This is a genomic window from Geomicrobium sp. JCM 19037, from assembly GCF_000698105.1.
Classification (GTDB): Bacteria; Bacillota; Bacilli; order Bacillales; family Marinococcaceae; genus Geomicrobium_A.
This window is the reverse complement of record NZ_BAWZ01000025.1, coordinates 41,676-63,518: the sequence shown is the minus strand read 5'-3', so window position 1 is coordinate 63,518 and position 21,843 is coordinate 41,676. Positions and strand designations below refer to the sequence as shown.

The following is a 21,843-nucleotide window of genomic DNA, read 5'->3' as shown; positions in this document are numbered from 1 at the left end:
GGGTAAGTGGGATTTTTACTAGATGGACGATTGTTTTGGTTAAAAATCCCAACACACAACTGGCTATGATGGAATTTACTAGCTTTATGTTGGGATTTTTAATTTATAAGTGACGAATTCAACCTATAAACCCCACATAGACACGTTTATGAGGGAATTCTCACGTTTGTGGCATCCTTAATTTGTATCTCATATGCTTAGACTTGCCTATTCGGTTAACAGAAGCACTTAATAATAACTCTCTTACATAAAATCTATCCGCCACCTCTAAAAATTCTCGCGCTTCATGATTCGTAATTATCCGTTTATGCAGCATTCCATAATCATGCAATCCCCTCAAGTAGGTTCGCGCTCAAGATTACCGCATTCTGAACAAATCCAATACGTATGCCATTTTTCTTTTTGAAGTGTGTAACCGAAACAGTGCAAACAATACATTCCTTTTTGAAGATCTTCGAAAGTAAGCCCAAAAGACTTTAGCGGTGACAACCATGCCGGTGTATGGTGCTGCATCATCACATGGGCAAGCCGGTACATTTCTTTTACTGAGATCTGGTCATGACTGTGGTGAAAATTCAACTCTTTCATTTTGGACACAACGGCGTCGCCGCGCCAAACGCGTTCGCGAATAGTTGTTTTGCACACCTCAGATACACTTAAAATTGTCTTGTTTGATGTGAAAACGACGCGGCTGAATACTGGGAAATGAGCGGGTAAGTTGTGGAATTCGAGAAAGGTTTTTAAGAGGCGTTCTTGACGTAGACACTGCTCAAGGGGGTTCGAGAAAATCTCAACATTTGTGTCTTCGCGCGTGAATTGGTCATGGTCGCCAAAGTGAACGAGTCCATGAATGTGTTTGACTTCGAGGATGAGCACATAGCGAGTGGTGAGCACGACGACATCCATTTGATATGCAGATTCGTCTACGAGGCGTACGTTATGGAGCAACAAATGAGTCTCAGCACTACCTGCCAAACTTTGCAGGTAAAAAAACAGCTGCTTTTCTCCGGCAAAACCTGCCTGCGCGCGCCGAAGTTTTCCTTCTACCTCCCGAACAGTGCGGGCGTCTCCTGGCGGCACCCTGCGAGTTAATGCTTCTAAAATCCAAACTTGTTCAGGCTTACGCAGTTCTTTCACAATATCAATCATAAATCCCCTCCTTTATACCTAATTTAGTTCGCCAATGTGAGACATTTTCCTGCAACGATAAAAAATTATTAGTTACGCTCACATAAACGATGCAATCTATTACTGAGATCCTTCATATTTCCGCCATTTAATGCTGGAAACGCAATCGATTGCGTGAGCAAGTTGAGTACGTGGCTGTTTTAGAAGAATCGATCGTTGGTTGCTGTTCTTTTAAACGAAAGGCAATGACACTGAGGAAGATGGGCCCAAGGCGGCGGCCTATAGCACGGAAATCTCCCCCATTGAATCTGATATGGTGGGATTTTCATCGTCTTACGAGGTATATCGTTGAAAATCTTACCTTTGAAACTAGAAATCTTCCCATAGCCAGTACTTATCCGATTGCCCCTATATAATTAATCATTTCCTCCTTCAAAAATCTCATAGCCGCTTTCCCCACCTACGCCACTCTATAAAAATGATTTCTTAGTCTCCACCGAAAAATATTTGACTTTTTCGAAACCTCCATATATCTTTAAGATACATATCACAAAGATATATGGAGGTTGCTAGTGAAAACGGAAACGAAATGGATCATTCTTGGCATTTTGACGACCGGCTGTCAAACCGGTTACGAGATCAAAAATTTGATGGATGCGAGCTTTCAACATTTTTGGAAAATGAGTTATGGGCAAATTTATCCTGCATTAAAAGTACTCGTCGAGGAGGGGTATGCGACGCAATCGGTTGTGAGAACTGAAGGTGCCCCCGAAAAGAAGCAATACACGATCACGCCTGCAGGCAGGCGCATGCTTCATCGATGCTCGAGACGCCGATCCATGATACAAGTGTCGTGAAAAACGAATTGCTCGTAAAGTTGTTTTTCGGAACCGAAATGACGAGGCATCAGGCAGTCGCTCATCTAGAGGAACAAGCGGAGCTTCTACAAGCAAAACTCGACGTTTATGAACGCATTAAAGCGAATATTTGCAACAACGACGAATCAGAATTTTGGATGTACACCTTAAATTACGGCAAAGAAATCGCACAAGCTGAACTACTCTGGTGTCAAAAAACAAAGGGGGAAATCAAATGCAAAAGCGAGTAACGGCAGATCATGACGGGGACATCGTCGTATTTATTATCGGGATGAGGGTAAATAAATGGTGGAATATAAAAAGCTGGTGGCCCGTATTCATGCGATGCCACCGATGATGAAAGAACTGTATACTGACCGTTCCCTTGGCTTCTTATCTCACGACACAGCTGTCAGCGGGCGCACCATTGTGTTGACACAATATTGGGAAAGCACAGATCAGCTACTTGATTATGCGCACGGGCACACCCATAAAAGTGCTTGGATTGACTTCTACAAGAAAGCCGCCAAAAGCGAAGCCGTCGGCGTGTTTCATGAGACGTATGACGTGCGGGCAGGCGCTTACGAATCCGTGTATTCGCGCATGGGCAAGCCCCGCGGTCTCGTCAAAGCAACTGCTGAGCGCTCCCTCGCTGACGATTCTTCTGCAAAAGCACGTCTCCATTATTCTTGATTTAGAATGTTCTCTTTCATTTTCGCCAAAGCTTGTTTCGTCGATGGTGTTAACTGTTCGGGCGTGAGCACATCGTAGAAATACAAATAAGAGTAGATGCGCCGATACGATAAGAAAAAATCAATCCACTGCTCCACATCTTCACTCATGTGTGTTTCCATACGGTACCCTTTTATAAAATGGGGCTTGAAAAACTGTCGGTACGTGGAGGCATCAATGCCTCCACGAAACTGGCCTTGCTCGGTGGCGTGGTAAATGGGAATCGCCACATCATAAGCGAACCAACTTAGGCGAAGATCGCCAAAATCAAGAACTGTCATTCCGCCGTCACAGATGAGCACGTTCTCATGATGCAAGTCATGATGGACAAGTCCATACACAGTCGCATCTTTAGGAAGGTTCTGCAACTTTTCCATATAACTTTGCCATTTTTGTTGGATCTCTTGATCAATACCGATCGTAAACTGTCGGTGCGAAATATCATGATCCCATGCTAGCGGATATGACTGAAACACTTTTGTATGCCTCTTTGCGATTTCATGTAACCTCCCGAGCACTCGCCCAAACTGTTGAATTTGTAGCGGTTTCTGTTCAAACCCTTCGAGAGGCTCTCCCAATACAAACTCTGTAGCCATTACGTACAAGTGCTCCACCGTTTCAACCGTCATGCCATTCATTGAACGAATCGGTTTTGGCGTACGCACACCCTCTTCACGCACAATCTCCATGACATGCGCCTGCCTACGTAAAGCGTCCACATCTTCACTGTCTTTTTTGAAAAATTTTAACACGATATCATTTTGACGACTTAAAAACACATTGTTGTGAAACCCTCCGATACATCGCCAATGATCAGACTCGCACCAAACAATCGGGCAGAATGTTCAATTATTTTGTCATTCATAAGCGCCCCCGCGAGTCAACTGTTCCACTTCTGACCACAAACATTCAAGCTCACGGACGGCCTCTTGTAACGGAAGGGTGTACAACGAGGCCAGTCGCTCTTCAAAACCGTCTGGCTTTCTTGTCATTTCCTTTATGATCAGTGAATTCCACTTGAAATACGGATGCTCAACATAACGGCCGTTCACAGCATACACAAGCGCCAACATTTGGCGCTGAACATCCCCCATTGCTTGCCGTAACACAAACCAATCCCCTCGTTGAAAGAGCGCATCGCGATGGTTCCACGTATTTGAAAGCTTGCTAAAACGGGCGATCATCACGTTTTTCAACTTCCGGGTAGCACATCACACGCTGTTGCAAATGATGAAACCATTCCTCATTTCCAAGTGCAATACCATCTTGAATACTGGAAATAAGCCATTGTTTATCGATGGCAGGATCATACTGGACGAGCACGTCCTCAATCGTTTGCATCGCGTATTCTGTTAAATAATGACTCATCTCAATCTTCAGTCCGTTTATTTCATAACTTTCTGACCATTCATTTTCTTCAAATGGATAGAACTCTAGTAACGTCCCCTTATGCACACCGATCGGCTTTAACCGGTCATCGTCTGAAGGTGGGTTTTTCCAGAGCACATTGAGTTCAAGATCCGAATCTTCGTCTGCTCTACCTCTAGCCACCGATCCACCAACGAGCAGAAGCTCAGCATAAGGAAGGTGCGTATCGTACGTATCGGCAATGGCTTTTGCTACTTCCATAAGCGTTTCCATCATAACCTCCAATTAAATAAACCAAAAACCATCGTGACGATGTTTTTGGTGAGCCTATTTACACGTTAAAGCGGAAATGAACGACATCGCCATCGACGACGACGTATTCTTTTCCTTCGAGTCGTACTTTTCCAGCGTCTTTTGCTTTCGTCATCGTGCCTAATGCTTTTAAGTCTTCATATGCGACGACTTCCGCTCGAATAAAGCCACGCTCAAAATCAGTATGAATGACACCTGCTGCTTGTGGCGCTTTCGTACCTTGGCGAATGGTCCAAGCACGAACTTCTTGCTCGCCGGCTGTGAAATATGTGGCAAGTCCAAGCAGTGCATAAGCCGCTCGAATTAAACGATCCAGCCCCGCTTCTTCAATGCCGAGGTCTTCGAGGAAGCTTTGTCGGTCTTCCCCTTCAAGCTCTGCCACTTCTGCTTCAATGCTCGCGCAAATTGAAATGACTTCTGAATTCTCTTCAGCGGCTCGTTCCTTCACCTTCGCGACGTAGTGATTGTCAGATCCCGCAAGCAAATCTTCTTCACTCACATTTGCGACATACAAAACAGGTTTCAATGTTAAAAGTTGAAAGCCTTTTGCCATTTTGCGCTCATCATCATCTAAATCAACTGAACGCGCTGGCTTTTCGTCTTCTAATGCACTTACAATCTTTTGGAGTACGGCTTGTTCTTGAAGTGCCACTTTATCTTTTGTTTTTGCGAGCTTATTTACCTTTTCTAGCCTTTTGCTCACGGTTTCAAGGTCAGCTAGAACGAGTTCTAAGTTAATGATTTCCATGTCACGGAGCGGGTCAACACTGCCTGATACGTGCGTAATGTCATCATCATCAAAACAGCGGACGACGTGGGTAATAGCGTCTACTTCACGAATATGAGAAAGAAACTTGTTCCCAAGTCCTTCTCCTTTGCTCGCCCCTTCAACAATACCTGCAATATCAGTAAATTCAAATGTCGTCGGTACCGTTTTCTTCGGGTTCACAAGTTCAGTTAAGACGTGCAAGCGCTCGTCCGGCACTTCAACAATCCCGACGTTAGGGTCGATCGTTGCAAACGGGTAGTTTGCCGCTTCTGCCCCCGCTTGTGTAATTGCATTAAAGAGCGTCGACTTGCCGACATTCGGCAAGCCGACGATGCCTGTAGTTAAAGCCATCGTACTGCCACTTCCTCTCAGTCTTAATCACGTGGTGCAACTTCTAGAATGCGCTTCATTTTACGGGTGAATGTTTTGCGCGGAATCATGACGCTATGATCACACCCGAGACACTTAATCCTTACGTCCATGCCCATGCGGATAATCTTCCAACGATTCGTCCCACACGGATGAGGCTTTTTCATTTCCACGACATCGTGTAACCCAAAACCTTGATCCGACAAGTCGTTCACCCTCCTTATCTATTAGAAAACTAGTGTAAACATAGAAAAGCTTCCGAGTAAACGGAAGCACTCATCAGTATACCATATTTGTCTGGTATATCCTACCGAAGCCGATGGTATCGATCATTTAAAAACGGGTAGAGTAACACCGAACCGAGCAAGTAAAGATTTAACATCCCATATAGTGGATACAAAAAGGCAACGAGCGTAGAAAAGCCAAACGTCGTCATCGGGAGTAGCGGTAGTAAAATAACAATCGTTAACAGCCATCCTGGACTGCTGAGCACGTGACGAAACCGACTGATGAGACCGAGGATGTTTGCGGCAGCTGTCGTAAAGATCGCCGTCCATAAAAGGATTGTCATCGCAATGACGAGTAAATACGGGTAATTACTTAAAATGGAGAACAAAGGAATTTCGTAAAGAATGATATCATCAGCCACTTTTAAGAGGGATTGGTTGTATAAGTAACTCACTCCACCGAGAATCAGTCCGCTGCCAATTGTCGCAATCCACACTTCTCCTGGATGCTCAATTTTTGTGCCAATGGCCGACAACACCGCAACGATTGGCAATAAATTTAATGCGGTAAACGTAATTGCAGACGGCCAGTTCGATTGGGAGCCCCACTCTAGCACAAACCCGCCCTCACTTGACATTTGAAAGAAAATTAAGATGACGATCAATACAGCAATCAATGCCGGTGTCAAAAAGTTGTTTACCGATGTAAGCCCGTCCAAGTCCCAGATGAATAACACCGTTAACAAAATACACATAAGCGCAATGCCGAACCAATATGGAAGTTCAAACGTTTCCAATGTTGCTCCCCCGCCAGAGATCATAATTCCCGTCGTTAAAAATAAATATAAGATAATTAACTTGTCGTACGCTTTTGAAAGTCGTTTACCGAGAAGTGTTTCCAGCACGACTACGTAATTTTCTGCCCGCAGTGAGATGCTTAATTTAAGAACCGTATAAGAACAAATCATAAAAAGCATGCTGAACAAAATAATCGCAACACCGCTATCTGCACCGAAAAACTGCCAAATCTCTCGACCAGACGCATAACCGGCGCCAATCATTGTTCCTGTAAGTAAAAGCATCCATTTTAACCCTCTACCGACCATTGCCTTCTCTCCCTTACAGAAGCACAAGTATAGACTTCTAAAAAAACTCCTATACTGGGACTAGTATGTTGAAGGAGGGGAAGGTATGTCCATCAAGCTCTCTTTTTTCAAAGAAAAATCATTTCATCATCACTATTATATTGAGCAGCAAGACCGAAGCGATCAACTGGCTGAACACGTTTACGAACAGTTGCAACGCTCTCCGCAAAAGAACCACATTGTCTTTATCTGCATCGGTACAGACCGTTCCACCGGTGACGCATTCGGACCGTTAGTCGGCACGATCATTCATGAAAATAGTTCCAAGCGGATGACGGTCTATGGAACATTGCAAAACCCCGTCCATGCGCTAAACCTTGAGGAGACACTAAAGGAAATCAAACTGCTCCATCACGGCGCCCTCGTCATTGCCATTGACGCAAGCATGGGCAGGTCAGATAGTGTTGGCCGGGTGATCTTTGCTTCGGGGCCCGTTCGCCCGGGAAGTGCTGTCAAAAAGGTGTTGCCTACTGCAGGAGACATGCACATAACAGGGACGGTCAATGTGGGGGGATGATGGAATTTGTTATTCTACAAAATACACGTTTGCATTTTGTCATGCAAATGGCAGAGTGGACCGCTGAAGGGATTCTAAAAGCCGATCGACTTCTTAACAGTCATTCAACGATGAGGCGTTCTCGCACGTGCCCGTTGCCCGTACATGGGGAATCTCTTACTGCCCCGACCAAAGAATTGCATTAGAATCTCCTCTCAACGCTACGTGAAGTCAAAAACAAGACCCATTCGCGAAGAACGAATGGGCCTTGTTTTTCATATTGTTAAAGGCTGCTTTCAAAAGCGGTAAGTCCAGCGTCTAGGCGATCGATAAGTTCATCGATTTCTGGTTCCGCAATAATTAAAGGTGGCGCCATCGGAATGATATTCACGCCATTTCCGCCTGATGTGCGTAGAAGCAATCCCCGATCAAAACATGCTTGATACACACGTTCTGCAGCATTTTCATTCGGATCAAAACGCTCGAATGACTTTGAGTCTTTGAATAGTTCAATAGAGCGGAGCAATCCCATTCCTCGGGTTAAACCTACAGTCGAATGAGCGGTGACGATTTGCTCAAGTCGATCCGCTAACACTTTGCCCATCTCATCCGCCCGCTCGACGAGGCCTTCACGTTCAATGATTTCGATATTTTTTAATCCGACCGCACAAGCAGTAGGATGACCACTATACGTGAAACCGTGCGCGAGTACCCCGTCAAAATTCGTGATTTCTTTTTGGATCGTATCGTGGATTAAGACACCACCAAGCTGTGCATACCCACTCGTAATCCCTTTTGCAACACTTAGAAAATCAGGGTCACGTCCCAATGTTCCACCGCAAACATTTTGCCTGTTCTTCCAAAGCCACAAATCACTTCATCAGCAATCAAATGAATATCGAACTCATCGCACAACTTCCGGACCGCCTCAAGATATCCTGCAGGGGGAACATAAATGCCACCCGCCCCTTGAATCGGCTCCAAAATGACAGCAGCTACCGTGTCTGCACCTTCCTTTCGACAATGCCTCGAATGCTCTGTTCGTAGTGGTCAGCAGAAGTGTTGCCCCGCTCACAATCGGTGAGGTGAGGCAGCGCATGAAACATCCCGTTCATGTATGATCCCGAAAATGAATGGAATGCTGGTAAATGGGTTGCCGACTGTGCCCTATCGTTACCCCGTGATATGAGCGCTCTAGCGAAATAATCTTCTTCTTTTCGGGTTTGCCGACTTGTTCCCAATAAAATCGTGACAGTTTAAACGCGGTATCGTTCGATTCTGAACCTCCAGAAGTGTAAAATACACTGTTTAATTTATCTGGGGCAATTTCCGCAAGCTTCTCTGACAATTCAATTGCAGCCGGGTTTGAATATCCTTTGAAGGAGCTCGCATAGGCAAGCGTAGACATTTGCTCGTAAGAAACATTTGCAAGCTCTTCATTTCCATGGCCAATATGAACGTTCCAAAGGCTAGAGAGGCCATCCATGTAACGTTTCCCTTCAATATCTTCCACATAAATACCTTTGCCTCGTTTAAGTACAATTGAAGCACCTGATTTTGCTTGTTGTTTCGGATTCGAGGTTGGATGAAGAAAATGCTTTTGGTCTTTTTTCAAAAGTTCTTTCTGTTGGTCTTTCGCCGCTTTCTGTGCCATCCCAATTCACTCCCAAAGTTTCGAAAAGTTAGAATTCAATTACACTACCCATAAGTGTAGCATCCTTTTTCCCGAAAGGATAGTAATGATACCGCTTACATATTAGACAAAAAACTACACCGTCGTTCGCTGTAGTTTTACGCAGTAAATGTATGTGGATGTTGGCGAGCAACTGCATCATTTTCCCAAATTTGTACTCTAGAACGCCAAAACTCTAGCGATGCCTGCATGACCGGGCCGATTAAAAAGACAGACAGAAATGTACCGAATGCAACCGGACCACCAATGAGCCAGCCAATGAGGAGCGCAAGCATCTCAAGTTTTGTCCGAACGCGTCGAACGGACCAACCGGTCCTTGAAGCAACCGCTAATGTAACCCCGTCACGTGGACCCGCACCGAGACGAGATGAGACATACATGCCGGAGCCTAAACCAATAACAACAATGCCTAGAAATAACATAATCACCGATTGCCACGTTGCATTGAATAATTCTTGCAATGGGAGTAACAGCCATAAATCTAAAAACATACCGACAAGGATGATGTTTAAAAGACTACCGATTTGCGGCCACTCCCTCTCCAACCAACAAGCAATGGCAATCATAAATAGTCCGACAATCTGTACCCAAGCACCGATCGATAAAGGGTCAAATTGGCAAGACCTATATGCAACACATCCCACGTCGCTGTTCCCATCGTTGATTGAATCATTAGGTTGCCACCAAAGGCCATGACCATTAAGCCAATAATGAACAAACTTATACGTTTCATAAAGTAACGCACACCAAACGTGCGATAGTCATTGATGATTTTCCCCATACTACTCCTTCTTTCTATTGAAAAGCCACACCGAGGGCGAACCTTGTATGTTATCAAGGATATATCCGAGTAAGTATACGCCTCTAGACTGATTTTTTCAATGACTTAGCTCCGCCCCTGGACGAATGGAAAAAAGAAAGAAATCTTAATATAATGAACATAAGGAGCTGATCAGCATGCAATCAACAACAAACCTAACACTCGTATCATTATTTCTCTTTATTACCCTTACCGTTGCCGCGACGTTAACCCCTTTAGCGGCTTATGGGCCGAACGCCAATCAATTCGGAGACTGGGGCATGTGGTCAGCCATCCTCATGATTACCTTTCTGTATGCGCTGCTACTCATCCCGTATCGCCTCGGTGTATTGCCGATGAAACACGTTATGAGTATCGCTGCCGGTTTCGGGATATTCTTCAACGCGGTTATGTTCTTCTTCATGTTATCCGCAAGCACCGTGCTAGGTGTGTGGGCGATGACAACCGTCATCTTTTTGACGATTGCCGTCTGTTTCATTTGCGTAAATATTTATTGGTATGTCGTCGCTTACCGCTAGAAAACGTCTCTCTACGAAGCTAAGATTTGTTACGAAAGACTCATACACCAATAATCCGAGCCCAGATGCAAATACGATGCTTGCGACAACGATGTGCACAGGGAAAGCGTTCCACATCGAGGAATAGATCATCTCCGTAATATCCACACCGCCGCCTGAAGCAATCGCCGTCGTAATAAACGTTCCGATAAAGAGAATCGTGGCAACAATCATTAATGTTGATCCAAAAATCGCTTTTGCCATAGAATTACCCCCTCCTTAATCCCCTTTACCCTTCTTTGAATATGAAAAATCTGGTAATGAGGAGGGGGGAATTCTTCAGCGCTTCGGTGTCGATTATGTGCACTCTTTTGTCGAATGCGTGCGCTCCGATGTTGAAAGCGTGCACTCTCGTGGCGAATGCGTGCACTCCGATGTCGAAAACGTGCTCTTCTTTGTCGATTACGTGCACTTCCGTGGCGAAAGCGTGCACTTCTGTGTCGATTATGTGCACTCCGGTGGCGAAAGCGTACACTTTCTTGTCAATTACCTGCACTCCGGCACACCCCCGATCTTATCTTTAATCCAAAACAAAACCACCCATACAAAGCTCTATGGGTGGTTTCGTTTGACCCCGTCTACAATACATATACGAGCATCACGAGCAGAAATACGATCGGCAATGCTGGCAGTAGGTTAGCGACTTTGATATGCAAGATGCCAAGAATTTTTAAACCGATGGCGATAATCATAATGCCGCCGACAGCAGTCATTTCAATGATAAATTCATCGAGCATTGCTGTTGGGACGATTTGATCGATCTGACCTGCAAGTAATGCAATCCCTCCTTGGTACAAAACGACGGGAACGAGTGAAAATAGGACGCCAATGCCGAAAATGGAGGAGAAAAGCACAGCGGTGAATCCGTCTAGCATCGCTTTCGTATAAAGCAAGCTATGATCTAAACGCAACCCGCTGTCGAGGGCGCCTAGAATGGCCATGGCACCAACAACGTAAACGAGAGAAGCCGTGACGAAGCCTTTCGCGAACTGAGATTCTCCGCCGCCGCTTCCGACACGTTTCTCAAGCCACGTTCCCACATCGTTAAGACGCTCCTCTATGCGCATCCATTCGCCTAAAAGTGCGCCGAGCGCTAATGAAGCAACCGTGATTAGAAACTGTTCTCCCTCTAAAGACATCGATATGCCTAGGGCGATGACGGCAAGACCAAGCGCCTGCATGACCGTCGTTTTTATTCGTTCTGGAATTCGTTTTAAAAGTAAACCGAGCAGCGATCCGAATAGAATCGCCGCTCCATTTACAAGTGTTCCAAGCAATACCATGTGTGGCTCCTAACCTACAAAACCCATTATTCACCGTCCTCTTGTTGGTCGAGGAGAGAAAGAATCCGGCCCAAATCTTCATCTGATAAAAATTCAATTTCGATTTTGCCTTTACGTTTCCCTTTTTTGATTTGTACAGATGTTCCGAAATACGTTTGGAGTAGATGCTCTTGTTCCCGAATGAATATCGGTTTTGCTTTTTCTTTTGTTCGCTTTGGTTTATTGTTCCGCTCATTCATCTCTTGAACGAGTTGTTCCGTTTGTCTAACGTTTAACTGACGATCGATGACCATATAAGCCGCCTCAGGCATCTGTTCCTCATGATTGATGCCGAGCAAAGCCCGTCCATGACCCATCGATAACCGTTGCTCAGAAATCTCGGTTTGCACGACTTCAGGGAGCTGTAACAGGCGCAGGTGATTCGCAACATGTGGACGGCTTTTGCCGACCTTTTTTGCAAGCTGCTCCTGAGTAATTTTTAAATGTTTTTGTAGTTTCTCATAAGCCATAGCCTCTTCAAGCGGGTTTAAGTCTTCACGCTGCAAATTCTCTATAAGGGCAATTTCCATCATTTCTTTGTCATCGAGTGTTTTCACAATGACGGGAACCTCATCTAGCCCTGCATGTTTGGCTGCGCGATACCGGCGTTCTCCTGCGATGATATCGTACCCTTTAATGCTTTTTCGTACGAGCAAAGGTTGCAAGATCCCATGTTCATCAATTGACTGGGCAAGCTCTTCAATGGCATGATCATCAAACGTTTTACGGGCTGATACGGGTTCGGACGCATTTCTTTAAGAGCAATTGTTTGCACATCGTCTCCTTTGCTTTCATCAGGAAAATACGCATTCAATCCTCTGCCCAATCCTTTAGGCACCAGTAACCACTTCCTTTGCCAATTCTAAATACACATCCGCTCCTCGCGACTTTGGATCGTAAAGAACGATCGGCATCCCGTGACTCGGTGCTTCACCGAGACGAACACTGCGGGGAACGATGGTTTTAAATACTTTATCTCTAAAGTACTTCTTCACCTCTTCAATCACTTGGATTCCGAGGTTTGTTCTCGCATCCAACATCGTTAATAAAACGCCTTCAATTTCAAGGTGCGTATTCAGATGCTTTTGAACGAGGCGAACGGTATTTAACAACTGACTTAACCCTTCCAAGGCATAGTATTCACATTGTACAGGGATCAATACGGCATCCGCTGCAGTCAACGCATTAATCGTCAATAGTCCAAGTGAAGGGGGGCAATCAATAATAATATAGTCAAACTGATCATTAACCGCTGCGAGTCCTTTTTTCAGACGCACTTCACGTGAAATCGTCGGAACGAGTTCAATTTCTGCTCCCGAAAGTTGGATCGTAGCCGGAACAACGGAAAGATTTTCAACAGCTGTTGAATAAATGATTGTGTTTACGTCTACATCATCGACGAGAAGATTGTATACGCACTGGTCCACATCACCTTTCTCGATTCCTGTCCCACTCGTTGCATTTCCTTGTGGATCAATATCAACTAACAGTACACGCTTTCCTATGTATGCCAAACAAGCACTTAAATTCACAGAGCTGGTCGTTTTGCCGACGCCGCCTTTTTGATTCGCGATGGCAATAACTTTCGCCAATTCGCACACAACCTTTCCCCTAAGCTGCCTAGTTGTTTGTGTCACAATTCTCCTTCTCTTATTCTAGCACTCCATCAAAAAAATCTATCATGTATTCTCATGATAGATCATTTCTTCGGGATACGAATCGTAAATTGGTAGTAATCGTCGTGTTCTTCTTCCGAACTATCGACACTCATTCCTGATTTCTCAACCATTGATAGTGACTCACGAATCGTATTCATTGCGATGCGCATATCTTTAGGGAAATGTTGTTTTCTAGCCTTTTTCTTTTCTTTTGCTGGTTGTTCTTCTTGTTCTCGTTCTTCAAGCAGACGAAGGGCCGCTTCTTCTGTAGCTTTTACATTGTAATCGTGTTCAATGATTTCTAGAAGCAAGTCCTGCTGTAACTGCTCGTCTTTCAACCGAATGAGTGCGCGGGCATGCCGTTCACTAATTTGTCGATTCAATAGCGCAGTTTGCACTTCTTCTGGTAAAGATAACAGTCGCAATTTGTTGGCAATGGTCGATTGCCCTTTTCCTAGGCGCTGAGCAAGACTTTCTTGCGTGAGCGTATGCCATTCAATCAACTGTTTATATGCTCTTGCTTCTTCGATCACGGTCAACTCTTCGCGCTGCAAGTTTTCAATAAGCGCTAGCGAGGCTGTCTGTGCATCATTAAACTCTTTAATAATTGCCGGAACTTCCGTCCATTCTAGCTGCTTTACTGCACGCAAACGGCGCTCTCCAGCAATTAATTCATATTGTCCGTCCCGAATGCGTACGACGATCGGTTGAAGAATGCCGTGCGTGTGAATCGTCCGGGCAAGCTCTTCGATTTTCTCTGTATCAAAGATTGTTCGAGGTTGGAACGGATTGGGCACGATGTCAGAAACCGGGATCAAACGGACTTCTTCATGGTTTTCGCCGTCTTTATCCGTTTTTAATTCACTGTTTTTAGAATCCTCACCAAAACCGAAAATACGCTGAAAAGAACTTTTCACCGTCTCCCCCCCTCATTGCTACTCATACTGCGTTTATTTTACCATGCCGTAAAGAAATGTTCACACGTTTTATGTCGAAGCAGTCATTACATGAGCGGTTTCTTAGTAATTGTGCCGGCTTTTCGGGGATATGTGTCAGGGGTAGCATCCCTTTTTCCTACGACATAAATCCTTCTCTCGCTCGCCTCTGTAGGAAGTTCAAAATAATGATTGTCAGAGACCGTGCCTTGTAGTCGCTTAATCGCAACTTCTGCTTCTTCCCGCTCTTCTTCGCCACCTTTTCCTTTCATGGCAATCCAAACCCCTTGAGGTTTCACAAACGGTAAACAATATTCTGCAAGTACGGGCATTATGGCGACTGCCCGTGCAATGGCAACATCGTACTGATCGCGATGATTATCGTCACGAGCGGCGTCTTCTGCCCGGCTATGAATGGGGTGAACATTATCGAGCTCTAACACTTTGGCTACATGGGTTAAAAATTGGATGCGCTTGTTTGATGCGTCAAGAATCGTCACATCAAGATGAGGGTAGGCAATTTTTAAGGGGATACTCGGAAACCCTGCTCCACCACCAACATCAATCATTCGTTGAACCGACGTAAAATCGTAGCAGTTCGCTGCAAGTAACGAGTCAAAGAAATGCTTTTCATACGCATCTTCTTTATCCGTAATTCTCGTCAAGTTCATTTTTTCATTCCATTCGACTAACGTATCGTAATACGTTTCGAATTGTTTTATTTGATCATGCGTTAGCGCAACATCAATCTCTTTTAGCCATTGCTTAAACACTCTCATCGATTGTCCTCCATTCATTATGATAAACATGCAGATCGTCATCTGACAACGATCTGCATTTCTTGTTAGGATGACTGCTTTTGTCTACCTTGCTCTAAAAAGACGAGCAAGATCGATACATCTGCAGGATTCACACCAGATACACGAGACGCTTGCCCAACGGACAACGGGCGAACTTCTTTGAGCTTCGTTCTTGCCTCCGTCGCGAGCCCTTGGATATCATCATAATTAACCCAATCTGGAATACGTTTACGCTCCATCTTTTTAAGACGATCCACTTGTTCAAGCTGCTTTGCAATATATCCTTCATATTTCGTCTGAATCTCGACTTGCTCTTTTTCTTCAGCGTCCAACTCAGGCGTTTCTTGCAACATGTCTTCGATATCTGCATATGTGAGCTGCGGACGCTTAAGAAGATGGGTTGCTGATAACGCTTCTTTCATCACCGCTGACCCTTTTTTCTCTAACACACGTTGTACATGATCGCTCGGTTTAATGATCGTTTTGTTCAAACGTTTACGCTCATTAGCGACCGCTTGCTTTTTCTTTTCCAGTTTATCAAAACGTTGCTTTGTTACGAGCCCAATATCAAACCCAAGTTCAGTCAGGCGTAAATCTGCATTATCATGACGAAGAAGCAGACGATACTCCGCTCTTGATGTAAGCAATCGGTACGGCTCGTTCGTGCCTTTCGTGACGAGGTCATCGATGAGAACGCCAATATACGCATCCGCACGTCCCAAAATAATACCTTCTTTATTTTGTACGCGCCGTGCAGCGTTTATGCCTGCCATTAATCCTTGCCCAGCCGCTTCCTCATACCCGGAAGTACCATTAATTTGCCCAGCTGTAAATAACCCTGGAATCATTTTCGTTTCAAGCGTTGGCCACAGTTGGGTCGGAACGATTGCATCATATTCAATCGCATAGCCCGGTCGCATCATTTTCGCGTTCTCTAACCCGCTAATCGTTTTTAACATATCATACTGGACATCTTCTGGTAACGACGTCGAAAGTCCTTGTACATACACTTCATTCGTGTTTCGACCTTCAGGTTCTAAAAAGATTTGATGCTTATCTTTGTCGTGGAACCGAACTATCTTGTCTTCAATCGACGGACAATATCTCGGGCCGGTTCCTTCAATCATGCCAGAATACATCGGTGAACGAGTAAGGTTGTCATTAATATACCCGTGGGTCGTATCATTTGTATACGTTAACCAACACGGCAATTGATCGGTAATTACATCAACCGTCTCATAAGAAAAAGATCGTGGCAAATCGTCTCCAGGTTGAATTTCCGTCTTGGAATAATCAATAGAATCCCCGTTCACACGTGGTGGTGTGCCCGTCTTAAAACGAACCATATCAAATCCTAGCTCTTGAAGATGATGAGACAACTCTACTGAAGGTTGCATGTTATTCGGACCACTATCATACGCCAAGTCTCCGATAATAATTTTCCCTCGTAAATACGTGCCTGTCGTAACAATGACGGCCTGGGCGCGGTAGTGTGCGCCTGTGTTCGTCACGACACCTTTACATTCGCCATCCTCAATAATTAGACGTTCTACGAGCCCTTGACGAAGCGTCAGATTTTCCGTGTTTTCTAGCGTTTTCTTCATCTCATGCTGATACTCAAACTTATCTGCTTGGGCGCGCAAAGCACGAACAGCTGGGCCTTTCCCCGTGTTCAGCATTCTCATTTGAATATACGTTTGGTCAATGTTTCGTGCCATTTCGCCGCCTAGCGCATCAATTTCGCGAACGACGATCCCCTTTGCCGGGCCACCAACCGAAGGGTTGCAAGGCATATAAGCAACTGCATCCAAATTCAATGTGAGCATGAGTGTGTTTGCACCCATTCTAGCAGCAGCAAGTCCCGACTCCGCCCTGCATGACCAGCACCAATGACAATTACGTCATAATTTCCGTGTTCAAATGCCATCGTTTTCTCCTCCTTTTATTTTCCTAAACAAAACTGTGAAAACAGTTGATCAATCAATTGGTCAGGCGCAGTCTCTCCAACAATTTCGCCGAGTTGTTCCCACGCCCTCGTAACGTCTATTTGTACCATGTCAATCGGCATGCCATCTTCAGCAGACGTTAATGCTTCATGAATGGATGTCTTTGCTTGATGTAGCAAAGCAATGTGCCGAGTATTGGATACATAATTCATGTCAATCGCCTCAACTCCCTGCTCAAAAACAAGGAACCAATTGCTTCTTCAAGCGCACTAACACCCTCTTCTTGCAATAATGCCGTGCGCACGATTGGCCGGTTCGGCACTAACTGTTGCAAACGTTCTTCGTCAATTTGCTTTGGCAAATCGGTTTTGTTTAAAACGACGATCACATCAAAATCAATACTCGCTTCAATGAGCGCTTCGTCTTCTTTAGTGAGCGGCTCATTCGCATTAAAGACGAGCAGGATCAACTCCGCATCTTGCAATGCTTGACGTGAACGTTCGACACCGATTTTTTCTACAGTATCTTCCGTATCGCGAATCCCTGCTGTATCGATTAGTCTGAGCGGTACCCCGTTCACATTCACATATTCTTCGAGCACATCCCGGGTCGTTCCAGGAATATCAGTCACAATCGCTTTAGCGTCTTGGACAAGTGTATTTAAAAGTGAGGATTTCCCGACGTTCGGACGTCCGATAATCGCCGTTGCTAACCCTTCACGTAGTATCTTTCCTTGTTTTGCTGTCTTGAGTAGTTTATCAATCTCAACATCCACGGCTTGGATTTGTGTATATAAAGAAGTCAATGTCACATCGTCGGCATCATACTCCGGATAATCAATGTTCACTTCTACACTCGCAATTCCTTCAAGTAACTGTTGACGAAGGTGTTTAATTTCTCGAGCTAAACGCCCTTCAAGCTGTTTCATCGCCACAGACATTGCTCGGTCTGTCTTTGCACGGATCATGTCCATAACGCCTTCTGCCTGTGACAAGTCAATTCTACCATTTAAGAACGCACGTTTTGTGAACTCACCTGGTTCAGCGAGTCGTGCTCCTTCAGCCAACACATGCTGCAATACCCGATCGGCAGAAACTACGCCCCCGTGGACGTTAATTTCAATCATATCTTCTTTCGTAAAAGTTCTCGGCGCATGCAATACTGACACCATCACTTCTTCAATGACTTCTTCATGCGTTGGGTGAACGAGATGACCATAATTAATCGTATGGGTGTCTACGTCTTGAAGCGCTGTTTTGCCTCGATATAAACGGTCACCAATTTTCATGGCACCGTCTCCACTCAGGCGAATAATCGCAATCGCACCCTCACCAGGAGGAGTCGAAATCGCCGCTATTGTATCCCATTCCATCATTTCTACCTCCGATACGATTCACTTCACATCTCCTTAGGATAACACATGAAAAAAGATCAAACCATTGTTGTGTGGACAACTTTGTGACGCTTGTTTTTTCCACATGTGGATATTCCCACCTGTCCTCTTTTCGTTTTATCCACAACTCGCGAAGTTCAGACATGCAAACGGTCGTTAGTACACATTCGGGCATTTATCAACCACGGGGACCGGCGGAGATAAGCTCCTAAAATCGAGTAGGAGGGGTAATTAACCCCCGACCTCTCACACCACCGAACGGATTGATGCGCTTATACTTTGGGCTTCCCATGGTAGACTTACAGCTATCGCCCCGCTCATGGTGCCAACAACACCTGGGCGCGAGTCGCGCCGAACCGATACCGGTTTCGTGTCGGTCCCGCTGGGACCGACAGGTTGTTAGCATTGAATCTGCGCTCCAGTTGGAACAAACTGCGCAGGAGTTTAGCGAAATGAGCGCTGAAATCGTTAAACTACAGAACGAGTAAACTAGCACGAAAAATGGCACCGCGCTACCCCTCTAACCCAACACCCAACAGCGCAAATAAGGAAAATTTTAAGTTCATCCCCCATAGATTGCATCAAAAAACCACTGATCGCAACTAAGATCAGTGGTTTTTGGGGCGATAACAATATGACGTCGTGGTTCCTTCCCATCAGAGAAGGTTTCAATAGCTCGATCTTTTTGTAATGTCTGGTGAATGAGCTTTCGCTCTTTCGCTTGCATCGGTTCGAGCGTTACTTTTCGTTTCGTTCGTTTCGCCTTTTCTGCAAGCCTAAATGCAAGCTGTTCTAACGTTTTCTGGCGACGTTCGCGGTAATTCTCTGCATCCAATTCAATGCGATAAAAGCGATCCGCATGACGATTCGCTGCTAAGTTGGTCAAATACTGTAATGATTCAAGTGTCTGCCCACGCTTGCCAATCGTAATGCCAACGTCTTCACCTTCAAGATTAAATCGTGCTTCATTCTCTTTTAATTGATGAATATCAATTGTCAGGTCGACTTGCATACATTCTAAAATCGTTGAAAGGAACGAACGCGCTTCTTCAATAGGATCCGGTTTAACCGTGATTTCTAAAATTGCCGGTTTGCTAAAAAGATTTAAAAACCCTTTTTTCGGTGACTGGATTTCAACGTATTCGACTCGTTCACGACTGACCTGTAGTTGTGTAAGCCCGTTATCTAACGCTTCTTCAACCGTCTTTCCTGACACCGAAATGGTTTCATGACTATTTAGCTCCTCCCGGATTCTTTTTTTCGTCTTTACGTTTTTGCGCACCTGGTCCAGTAATAAAGTACGTTTGTGCAATCATGAAAATGTTACCGACTACCCAGTACAGTGCGAGTGCTGATGGGAAGAAGAAAGCAAAAACCCCGATCATGATCGGCATCATGTATAGCAAAATTTGCATTTGTGGGTTCATGTTGTTTACCATCATCATCTTCTGCTGTAAGAAGGTCGTCACAACTGCAATGATTGGCAAAATAAAATCGGGTTCACCAAGCTGGAACCATAAAAAATCGTGCTCTCGAATTTCATACGTACGCATAATTGCGTGATAAAATGCAATGAGAATCGGCATTTGTATGAATAGAGGCAAACAACCGGCGAGCGGATTAATGCTGTTTTCTGTAAACAAGCTCATCGTTTCTTGCTGCAACTTTTGCTGCGTCTTTTGATCTTTGGCGCTATACTTCTCTCTTAATTTCAGCAATTCAGGTTGAATTTCCTGCATCGCCTTCGTACTTTTTGTCTGCTTAATCATAAGTGGCAGAATCAAGATTCTTAAAATAAGCGTAACGACAATAATCGCAAGTCCATAGTTTTGCCCCGTCGCTTCAGCAATGTTTACCATTAGCCAATAGAGGGGAAAAACAAAGAAGGTATCCCAAATGCCTTCTGGGTTGCCATCCATCGGTTGATCAAGGCTGAAACACCCCGTCATTAATGCGGTTACAGCTATTAGAATCGCTGCCAGTGATAATTTCTTTCGCAACGCGTACATCCTCCTTGGTGAATACTCTATCCTTAAAGATATAGAGAAACGGACTCGGTTTCAATGGTGTTAACATTTTCTCCATACTTCTGCTCGTTTAAGTACGTGCTTTAGACTTTTACCAGCAGCCTCATAATCCATACTCAAAAGCGCTTTTCTTGCAATAAGAACGTAATCTTTATCTTGTTCAATTTGGTCTGCATGCGCTCTCATAAGTTCCCTCATCCAGCGCTTCAAATAATTTCTAGTGACTGCATTCCCAACTTTTCTTCCTACGGTGAAACCGACGCGAAAATGCTGTTGGTCCGGCTTGTCTAGCACGTAAATGACGAACTGACGATTCGCGGCTGTCTTTCCATGCTTAAAAATCGCAGCAAACTCTTCTTGATCTTTAATTCGATAGGCTTTTTTCATAAAATCTCTTAAACCTCATTTAGTCAATATATGTACAATGGTCTCACTCAAATGAGAAAAAAGACCACTGAAGCGACAGTGGCCTTATGCAGAAAGAACTTTACGTCCTTTTTGACGTCTACGCTTTAGTACGAGACGACCGTTTTTCGTGCTCATGCGAGAACGAAAACCATGAACTTTCTTCCGCTTACGATTATTCGGTTGAAATGTTTTCTTTGACATCGCAAGCCACCTCCTCAAATCAATCCATATTCAGGCATTCTAAAAAAGTATACAGACAGATCCACTCATCTGTCAATACCGCACGTAAATTCTTCTTCGCAATTCACTTTGCTTGATTTCTTTTCCATCTTCATCCACACGTATTGATTCGACATTTTTCCTAAAAACATAAGGATTTTCGACAGTTATCCACACAGCCATTTTCAGAATGTGGGTGGTCTCGATTTTTATCGACACACTCATCGACAGGTTGTCCACATATCCCATGTTGTGGAAAATGAAACAAAAATCCTCACTGGATGGTGTGGATAACTTTATTATTACCCGTTGAAGCCCCTCTTTATTTTTGATATGATTAACATGTTTTCTTGAAAACTTAACCGAACGAAATTCGTTCATCCACAGCCTGTGTATATCTATGTGGATAAAGTCCACAGGTTCTTTATACTGTTGTCCACACGCCAGTGCATATTGTGAAGAACTGTTGAAACTACTCGAATGACTAGAGATTTTGCATGTGGACGAAACGTATCTTAAGCATGTAGAATCAGAAAGCTTCCTTACTTCAAAACAAGTGATGAGTAGGAAGCTTTTTCACACGAACGAAAGGGTACCTCCCTTTTCTAGTTTGAATGAGCGATATATAGATTGTGTAGAGAGGCTATACCAAAGTACGTAAA

The 21,843-nt window shown here is 44.5% G+C and carries 24 protein-coding genes and 5 pseudogenes; 6 read left to right on the top strand and 23 right to left on the bottom strand.

The features are described from left to right. Positions 1–336: 336 nt before the first annotated feature. Positions 337–1,149 carry a nuclease-related domain-containing protein gene (locus JCM19037_RS14425; RefSeq protein WP_042402311.1) on the bottom strand — a complete coding sequence of 271 codons (813 nt, stop codon included), beginning with the start codon at positions 1,147–1,149 and terminating at the stop codon, positions 337–339. A 551-nt stretch (positions 1,150–1,700) separates the two neighbouring features. Between JCM19037_RS14425 and JCM19037_RS23090 the strand changes: the two genes are divergently transcribed. The 3 genes and pseudogenes from JCM19037_RS23090 (at position 1,701) to JCM19037_RS14415 (ending at position 2,678) form a co-directional block, all read left to right on the top strand. Further along, positions 1,701–1,985 (top strand): PadR family transcriptional regulator, encoded by a 285-nt coding sequence (locus JCM19037_RS23090; protein ID WP_052363914.1) that lies wholly within the window; start codon positions 1,701–1,703, stop codon positions 1,983–1,985. Continuing rightward, entirely contained in the window at positions 1,982–2,236 is a 255-nt protein-coding gene (locus tag JCM19037_RS23085; RefSeq protein ID WP_193744768.1) for a hypothetical protein, read from the top strand. The genes JCM19037_RS23090 and JCM19037_RS23085 overlap by 4 nt, the downstream gene beginning before the upstream one ends. Further along, positions 2,221–2,678: pseudogene (locus tag JCM19037_RS14415) on the top strand (DUF4188 domain-containing protein). The gene JCM19037_RS23085 and the pseudogene JCM19037_RS14415 overlap by 16 nt, the downstream one beginning before the upstream one ends. Here JCM19037_RS14415 and JCM19037_RS14410 read toward each other — a convergent pair. The 6 genes from JCM19037_RS14410 to JCM19037_RS14390 all read right to left on the bottom strand — a co-directional run bounded on the left by JCM19037_RS14410 (position 2,669) and on the right by JCM19037_RS14390 (position 6,868). Continuing rightward, entirely contained in the window at positions 2,669–3,517 is an 849-nt protein-coding gene (locus JCM19037_RS14410) for a phosphotransferase enzyme family protein (RefSeq protein WP_255357917.1), read from the bottom strand. The pseudogene JCM19037_RS14415 and the gene JCM19037_RS14410 overlap by 10 nt on opposite strands. A 57-nt stretch (positions 3,518–3,574) precedes the next feature. Further along, positions 3,575–3,901, bottom strand: coding sequence for a hypothetical protein (locus JCM19037_RS23080; RefSeq protein ID WP_052363912.1), 327 nt, complete (start codon positions 3,899–3,901; stop codon positions 3,575–3,577). Continuing rightward, positions 3,885–4,361 (bottom strand): nucleotidyltransferase domain-containing protein, encoded by a 477-nt coding sequence (locus tag JCM19037_RS23075; RefSeq protein ID WP_152549084.1) that lies wholly within the window; start codon positions 4,359–4,361, stop codon positions 3,885–3,887. The genes JCM19037_RS23080 and JCM19037_RS23075 overlap by 17 nt, the downstream gene beginning before the upstream one ends. Positions 4,362–4,416: 55 nt before the next feature. Beyond that, positions 4,417–5,517, bottom strand: a complete 1,101-nt coding sequence (gene ychF, locus JCM19037_RS14400) for a redox-regulated ATPase YchF (protein ID WP_042402306.1) — start codon at positions 5,515–5,517, stop codon at positions 4,417–4,419. 23 nt (positions 5,518–5,540) lie between these two features. Then, positions 5,541–5,741 (bottom strand): DUF951 domain-containing protein, encoded by a 201-nt coding sequence (locus JCM19037_RS14395; protein ID WP_042402305.1) that lies wholly within the window; start codon positions 5,739–5,741, stop codon positions 5,541–5,543. Positions 5,742–5,842: 101 nt separating this feature from the next. Further along, complete coding sequence (locus JCM19037_RS14390) at positions 5,843–6,868, bottom strand: membrane protein (RefSeq protein ID WP_042402303.1); 1,026 nt, start codon at positions 6,866–6,868, stop codon at positions 5,843–5,845. Positions 6,869–6,953: 85 nt separating this feature from the next. Between JCM19037_RS14390 and yyaC the strand changes: the two genes are divergently transcribed. Further along, entirely contained in the window at positions 6,954–7,424 is a 471-nt protein-coding gene (gene yyaC / locus JCM19037_RS14385; protein WP_052363910.1) for a spore protease YyaC, read from the top strand. Then, entirely contained in the window at positions 7,421–7,609 is a 189-nt protein-coding gene (locus JCM19037_RS23070) for a hypothetical protein (protein ID WP_052363909.1), read from the top strand. The genes yyaC and JCM19037_RS23070 overlap by 4 nt, the downstream gene beginning before the upstream one ends. A 77-nt stretch (positions 7,610–7,686) precedes the next feature. On the opposite strand, the pseudogene JCM19037_RS28610 reads toward JCM19037_RS23070, so the two are convergent. The 4 genes and pseudogenes from JCM19037_RS28610 to JCM19037_RS26265 form a co-directional block, all read right to left on the bottom strand. Next, positions 7,687–8,387 (bottom strand): annotated as a pseudogene (locus tag JCM19037_RS28610) (aminotransferase class III-fold pyridoxal phosphate-dependent enzyme). Positions 8,388–8,514: 127 nt separating this feature from the next. Beyond that, entirely contained in the window at positions 8,515–9,057 is a 543-nt protein-coding gene (locus JCM19037_RS28605) for an aminotransferase class III-fold pyridoxal phosphate-dependent enzyme (protein WP_042402300.1), read from the bottom strand. A 137-nt stretch (positions 9,058–9,194) separates the two neighbouring features. Beyond that, positions 9,195–9,662 carry a YitT family protein gene (locus tag JCM19037_RS14370; RefSeq protein WP_052363908.1) on the bottom strand — a complete coding sequence of 156 codons (468 nt, stop codon included), beginning with the start codon at positions 9,660–9,662 and terminating at the stop codon, positions 9,195–9,197. After that, on the bottom strand, positions 9,659–9,877 hold the full coding sequence (locus tag JCM19037_RS26265) for a hypothetical protein (RefSeq protein ID WP_052363907.1): 219 nt from the start codon (positions 9,875–9,877) through the stop codon (positions 9,659–9,661). Before JCM19037_RS26265 ends, JCM19037_RS14370 begins: the two co-directional genes overlap by 4 nt. Positions 9,878–10,053: 176 nt before the next feature. Between JCM19037_RS26265 and JCM19037_RS25165 the strand changes: the two genes are divergently transcribed. Next, the gene (locus tag JCM19037_RS25165) at positions 10,054–10,434 is read left to right on the top strand and encodes a DUF5391 family protein (protein ID WP_152549083.1); all 381 of its coding nucleotides are present in this window, start codon (positions 10,054–10,056) and stop codon (positions 10,432–10,434) included. Here JCM19037_RS25165 and JCM19037_RS14365 read toward each other — a convergent pair. The 12 genes and pseudogenes from JCM19037_RS14365 to rpmH all read right to left on the bottom strand — a co-directional run bounded on the left by JCM19037_RS14365 (position 10,339) and on the right by rpmH (position 21,163). Continuing rightward, positions 10,339–10,677 carry a hypothetical protein gene (locus JCM19037_RS14365; protein ID WP_042402298.1) on the bottom strand — a complete coding sequence of 113 codons (339 nt, stop codon included), beginning with the start codon at positions 10,675–10,677 and terminating at the stop codon, positions 10,339–10,341. The genes JCM19037_RS25165 and JCM19037_RS14365 overlap by 96 nt on opposite strands. A 374-nt stretch (positions 10,678–11,051) precedes the next feature. Then, positions 11,052–11,756 (bottom strand): DUF554 domain-containing protein, encoded by a 705-nt coding sequence (locus tag JCM19037_RS14355; protein WP_042402290.1) that lies wholly within the window; start codon positions 11,754–11,756, stop codon positions 11,052–11,054. Between the two features lie 26 nt (positions 11,757–11,782). After that, positions 11,783–12,633: pseudogene (locus JCM19037_RS14350) on the bottom strand (ParB/RepB/Spo0J family partition protein). Beyond that, on the bottom strand, positions 12,626–13,387 hold the full coding sequence (locus JCM19037_RS14345; protein WP_042402336.1) for a ParA family protein: 762 nt from the start codon (positions 13,385–13,387) through the stop codon (positions 12,626–12,628). Before JCM19037_RS14345 ends, JCM19037_RS14350 begins: the two are co-directional and overlap by 8 nt. A 107-nt stretch (positions 13,388–13,494) precedes the next feature. Continuing rightward, on the bottom strand, positions 13,495–14,370 hold the full coding sequence (noc, locus tag JCM19037_RS14340) for a nucleoid occlusion protein (protein WP_042402287.1): 876 nt from the start codon (positions 14,368–14,370) through the stop codon (positions 13,495–13,497). Between the two features lie 86 nt (positions 14,371–14,456). Beyond that, positions 14,457–15,167 carry a 16S rRNA (guanine(527)-N(7))-methyltransferase RsmG gene (rsmG, locus tag JCM19037_RS14335; protein ID WP_152549082.1) on the bottom strand — a complete coding sequence of 237 codons (711 nt, stop codon included), beginning with the start codon at positions 15,165–15,167 and terminating at the stop codon, positions 14,457–14,459. Between the two features lie 65 nt (positions 15,168–15,232). Further along, positions 15,233–17,115 (bottom strand): annotated as a pseudogene (mnmG, locus tag JCM19037_RS14330) (tRNA uridine-5-carboxymethylaminomethyl(34) synthesis enzyme MnmG). 15 nt (positions 17,116–17,130) lie between these two features. Then, positions 17,131–18,506, bottom strand: a pseudogene (gene mnmE, locus JCM19037_RS14325) (tRNA uridine-5-carboxymethylaminomethyl(34) synthesis GTPase MnmE). Positions 18,507–19,089: 583 nt separating this feature from the next. Beyond that, complete coding sequence (jag, locus tag JCM19037_RS14320) at positions 19,090–19,743, bottom strand: RNA-binding cell elongation regulator Jag/EloR (RefSeq protein WP_238544736.1); 654 nt, start codon at positions 19,741–19,743, stop codon at positions 19,090–19,092. Positions 19,744–19,759: 16 nt separating this feature from the next. Then, positions 19,760–20,527: a YidC family membrane integrase SpoIIIJ gene (gene spoIIIJ, locus JCM19037_RS14315; protein ID WP_052363915.1), complete on the bottom strand. Its 768-nt coding sequence runs from the start codon at positions 20,525–20,527 to the stop codon at positions 19,760–19,762. Positions 20,528–20,596: 69 nt separating this feature from the next. Then, complete coding sequence (rnpA, locus tag JCM19037_RS14310; protein WP_042402282.1) at positions 20,597–20,941, bottom strand: ribonuclease P protein component; 345 nt, start codon at positions 20,939–20,941, stop codon at positions 20,597–20,599. 84 nt (positions 20,942–21,025) lie between these two features. Then, the gene (rpmH, locus tag JCM19037_RS14305) at positions 21,026–21,163 is read right to left on the bottom strand and encodes a 50S ribosomal protein L34 (protein WP_042358041.1); all 138 of its coding nucleotides are present in this window, start codon (positions 21,161–21,163) and stop codon (positions 21,026–21,028) included. Positions 21,164–21,843: the final 680 nt, after the last annotated feature.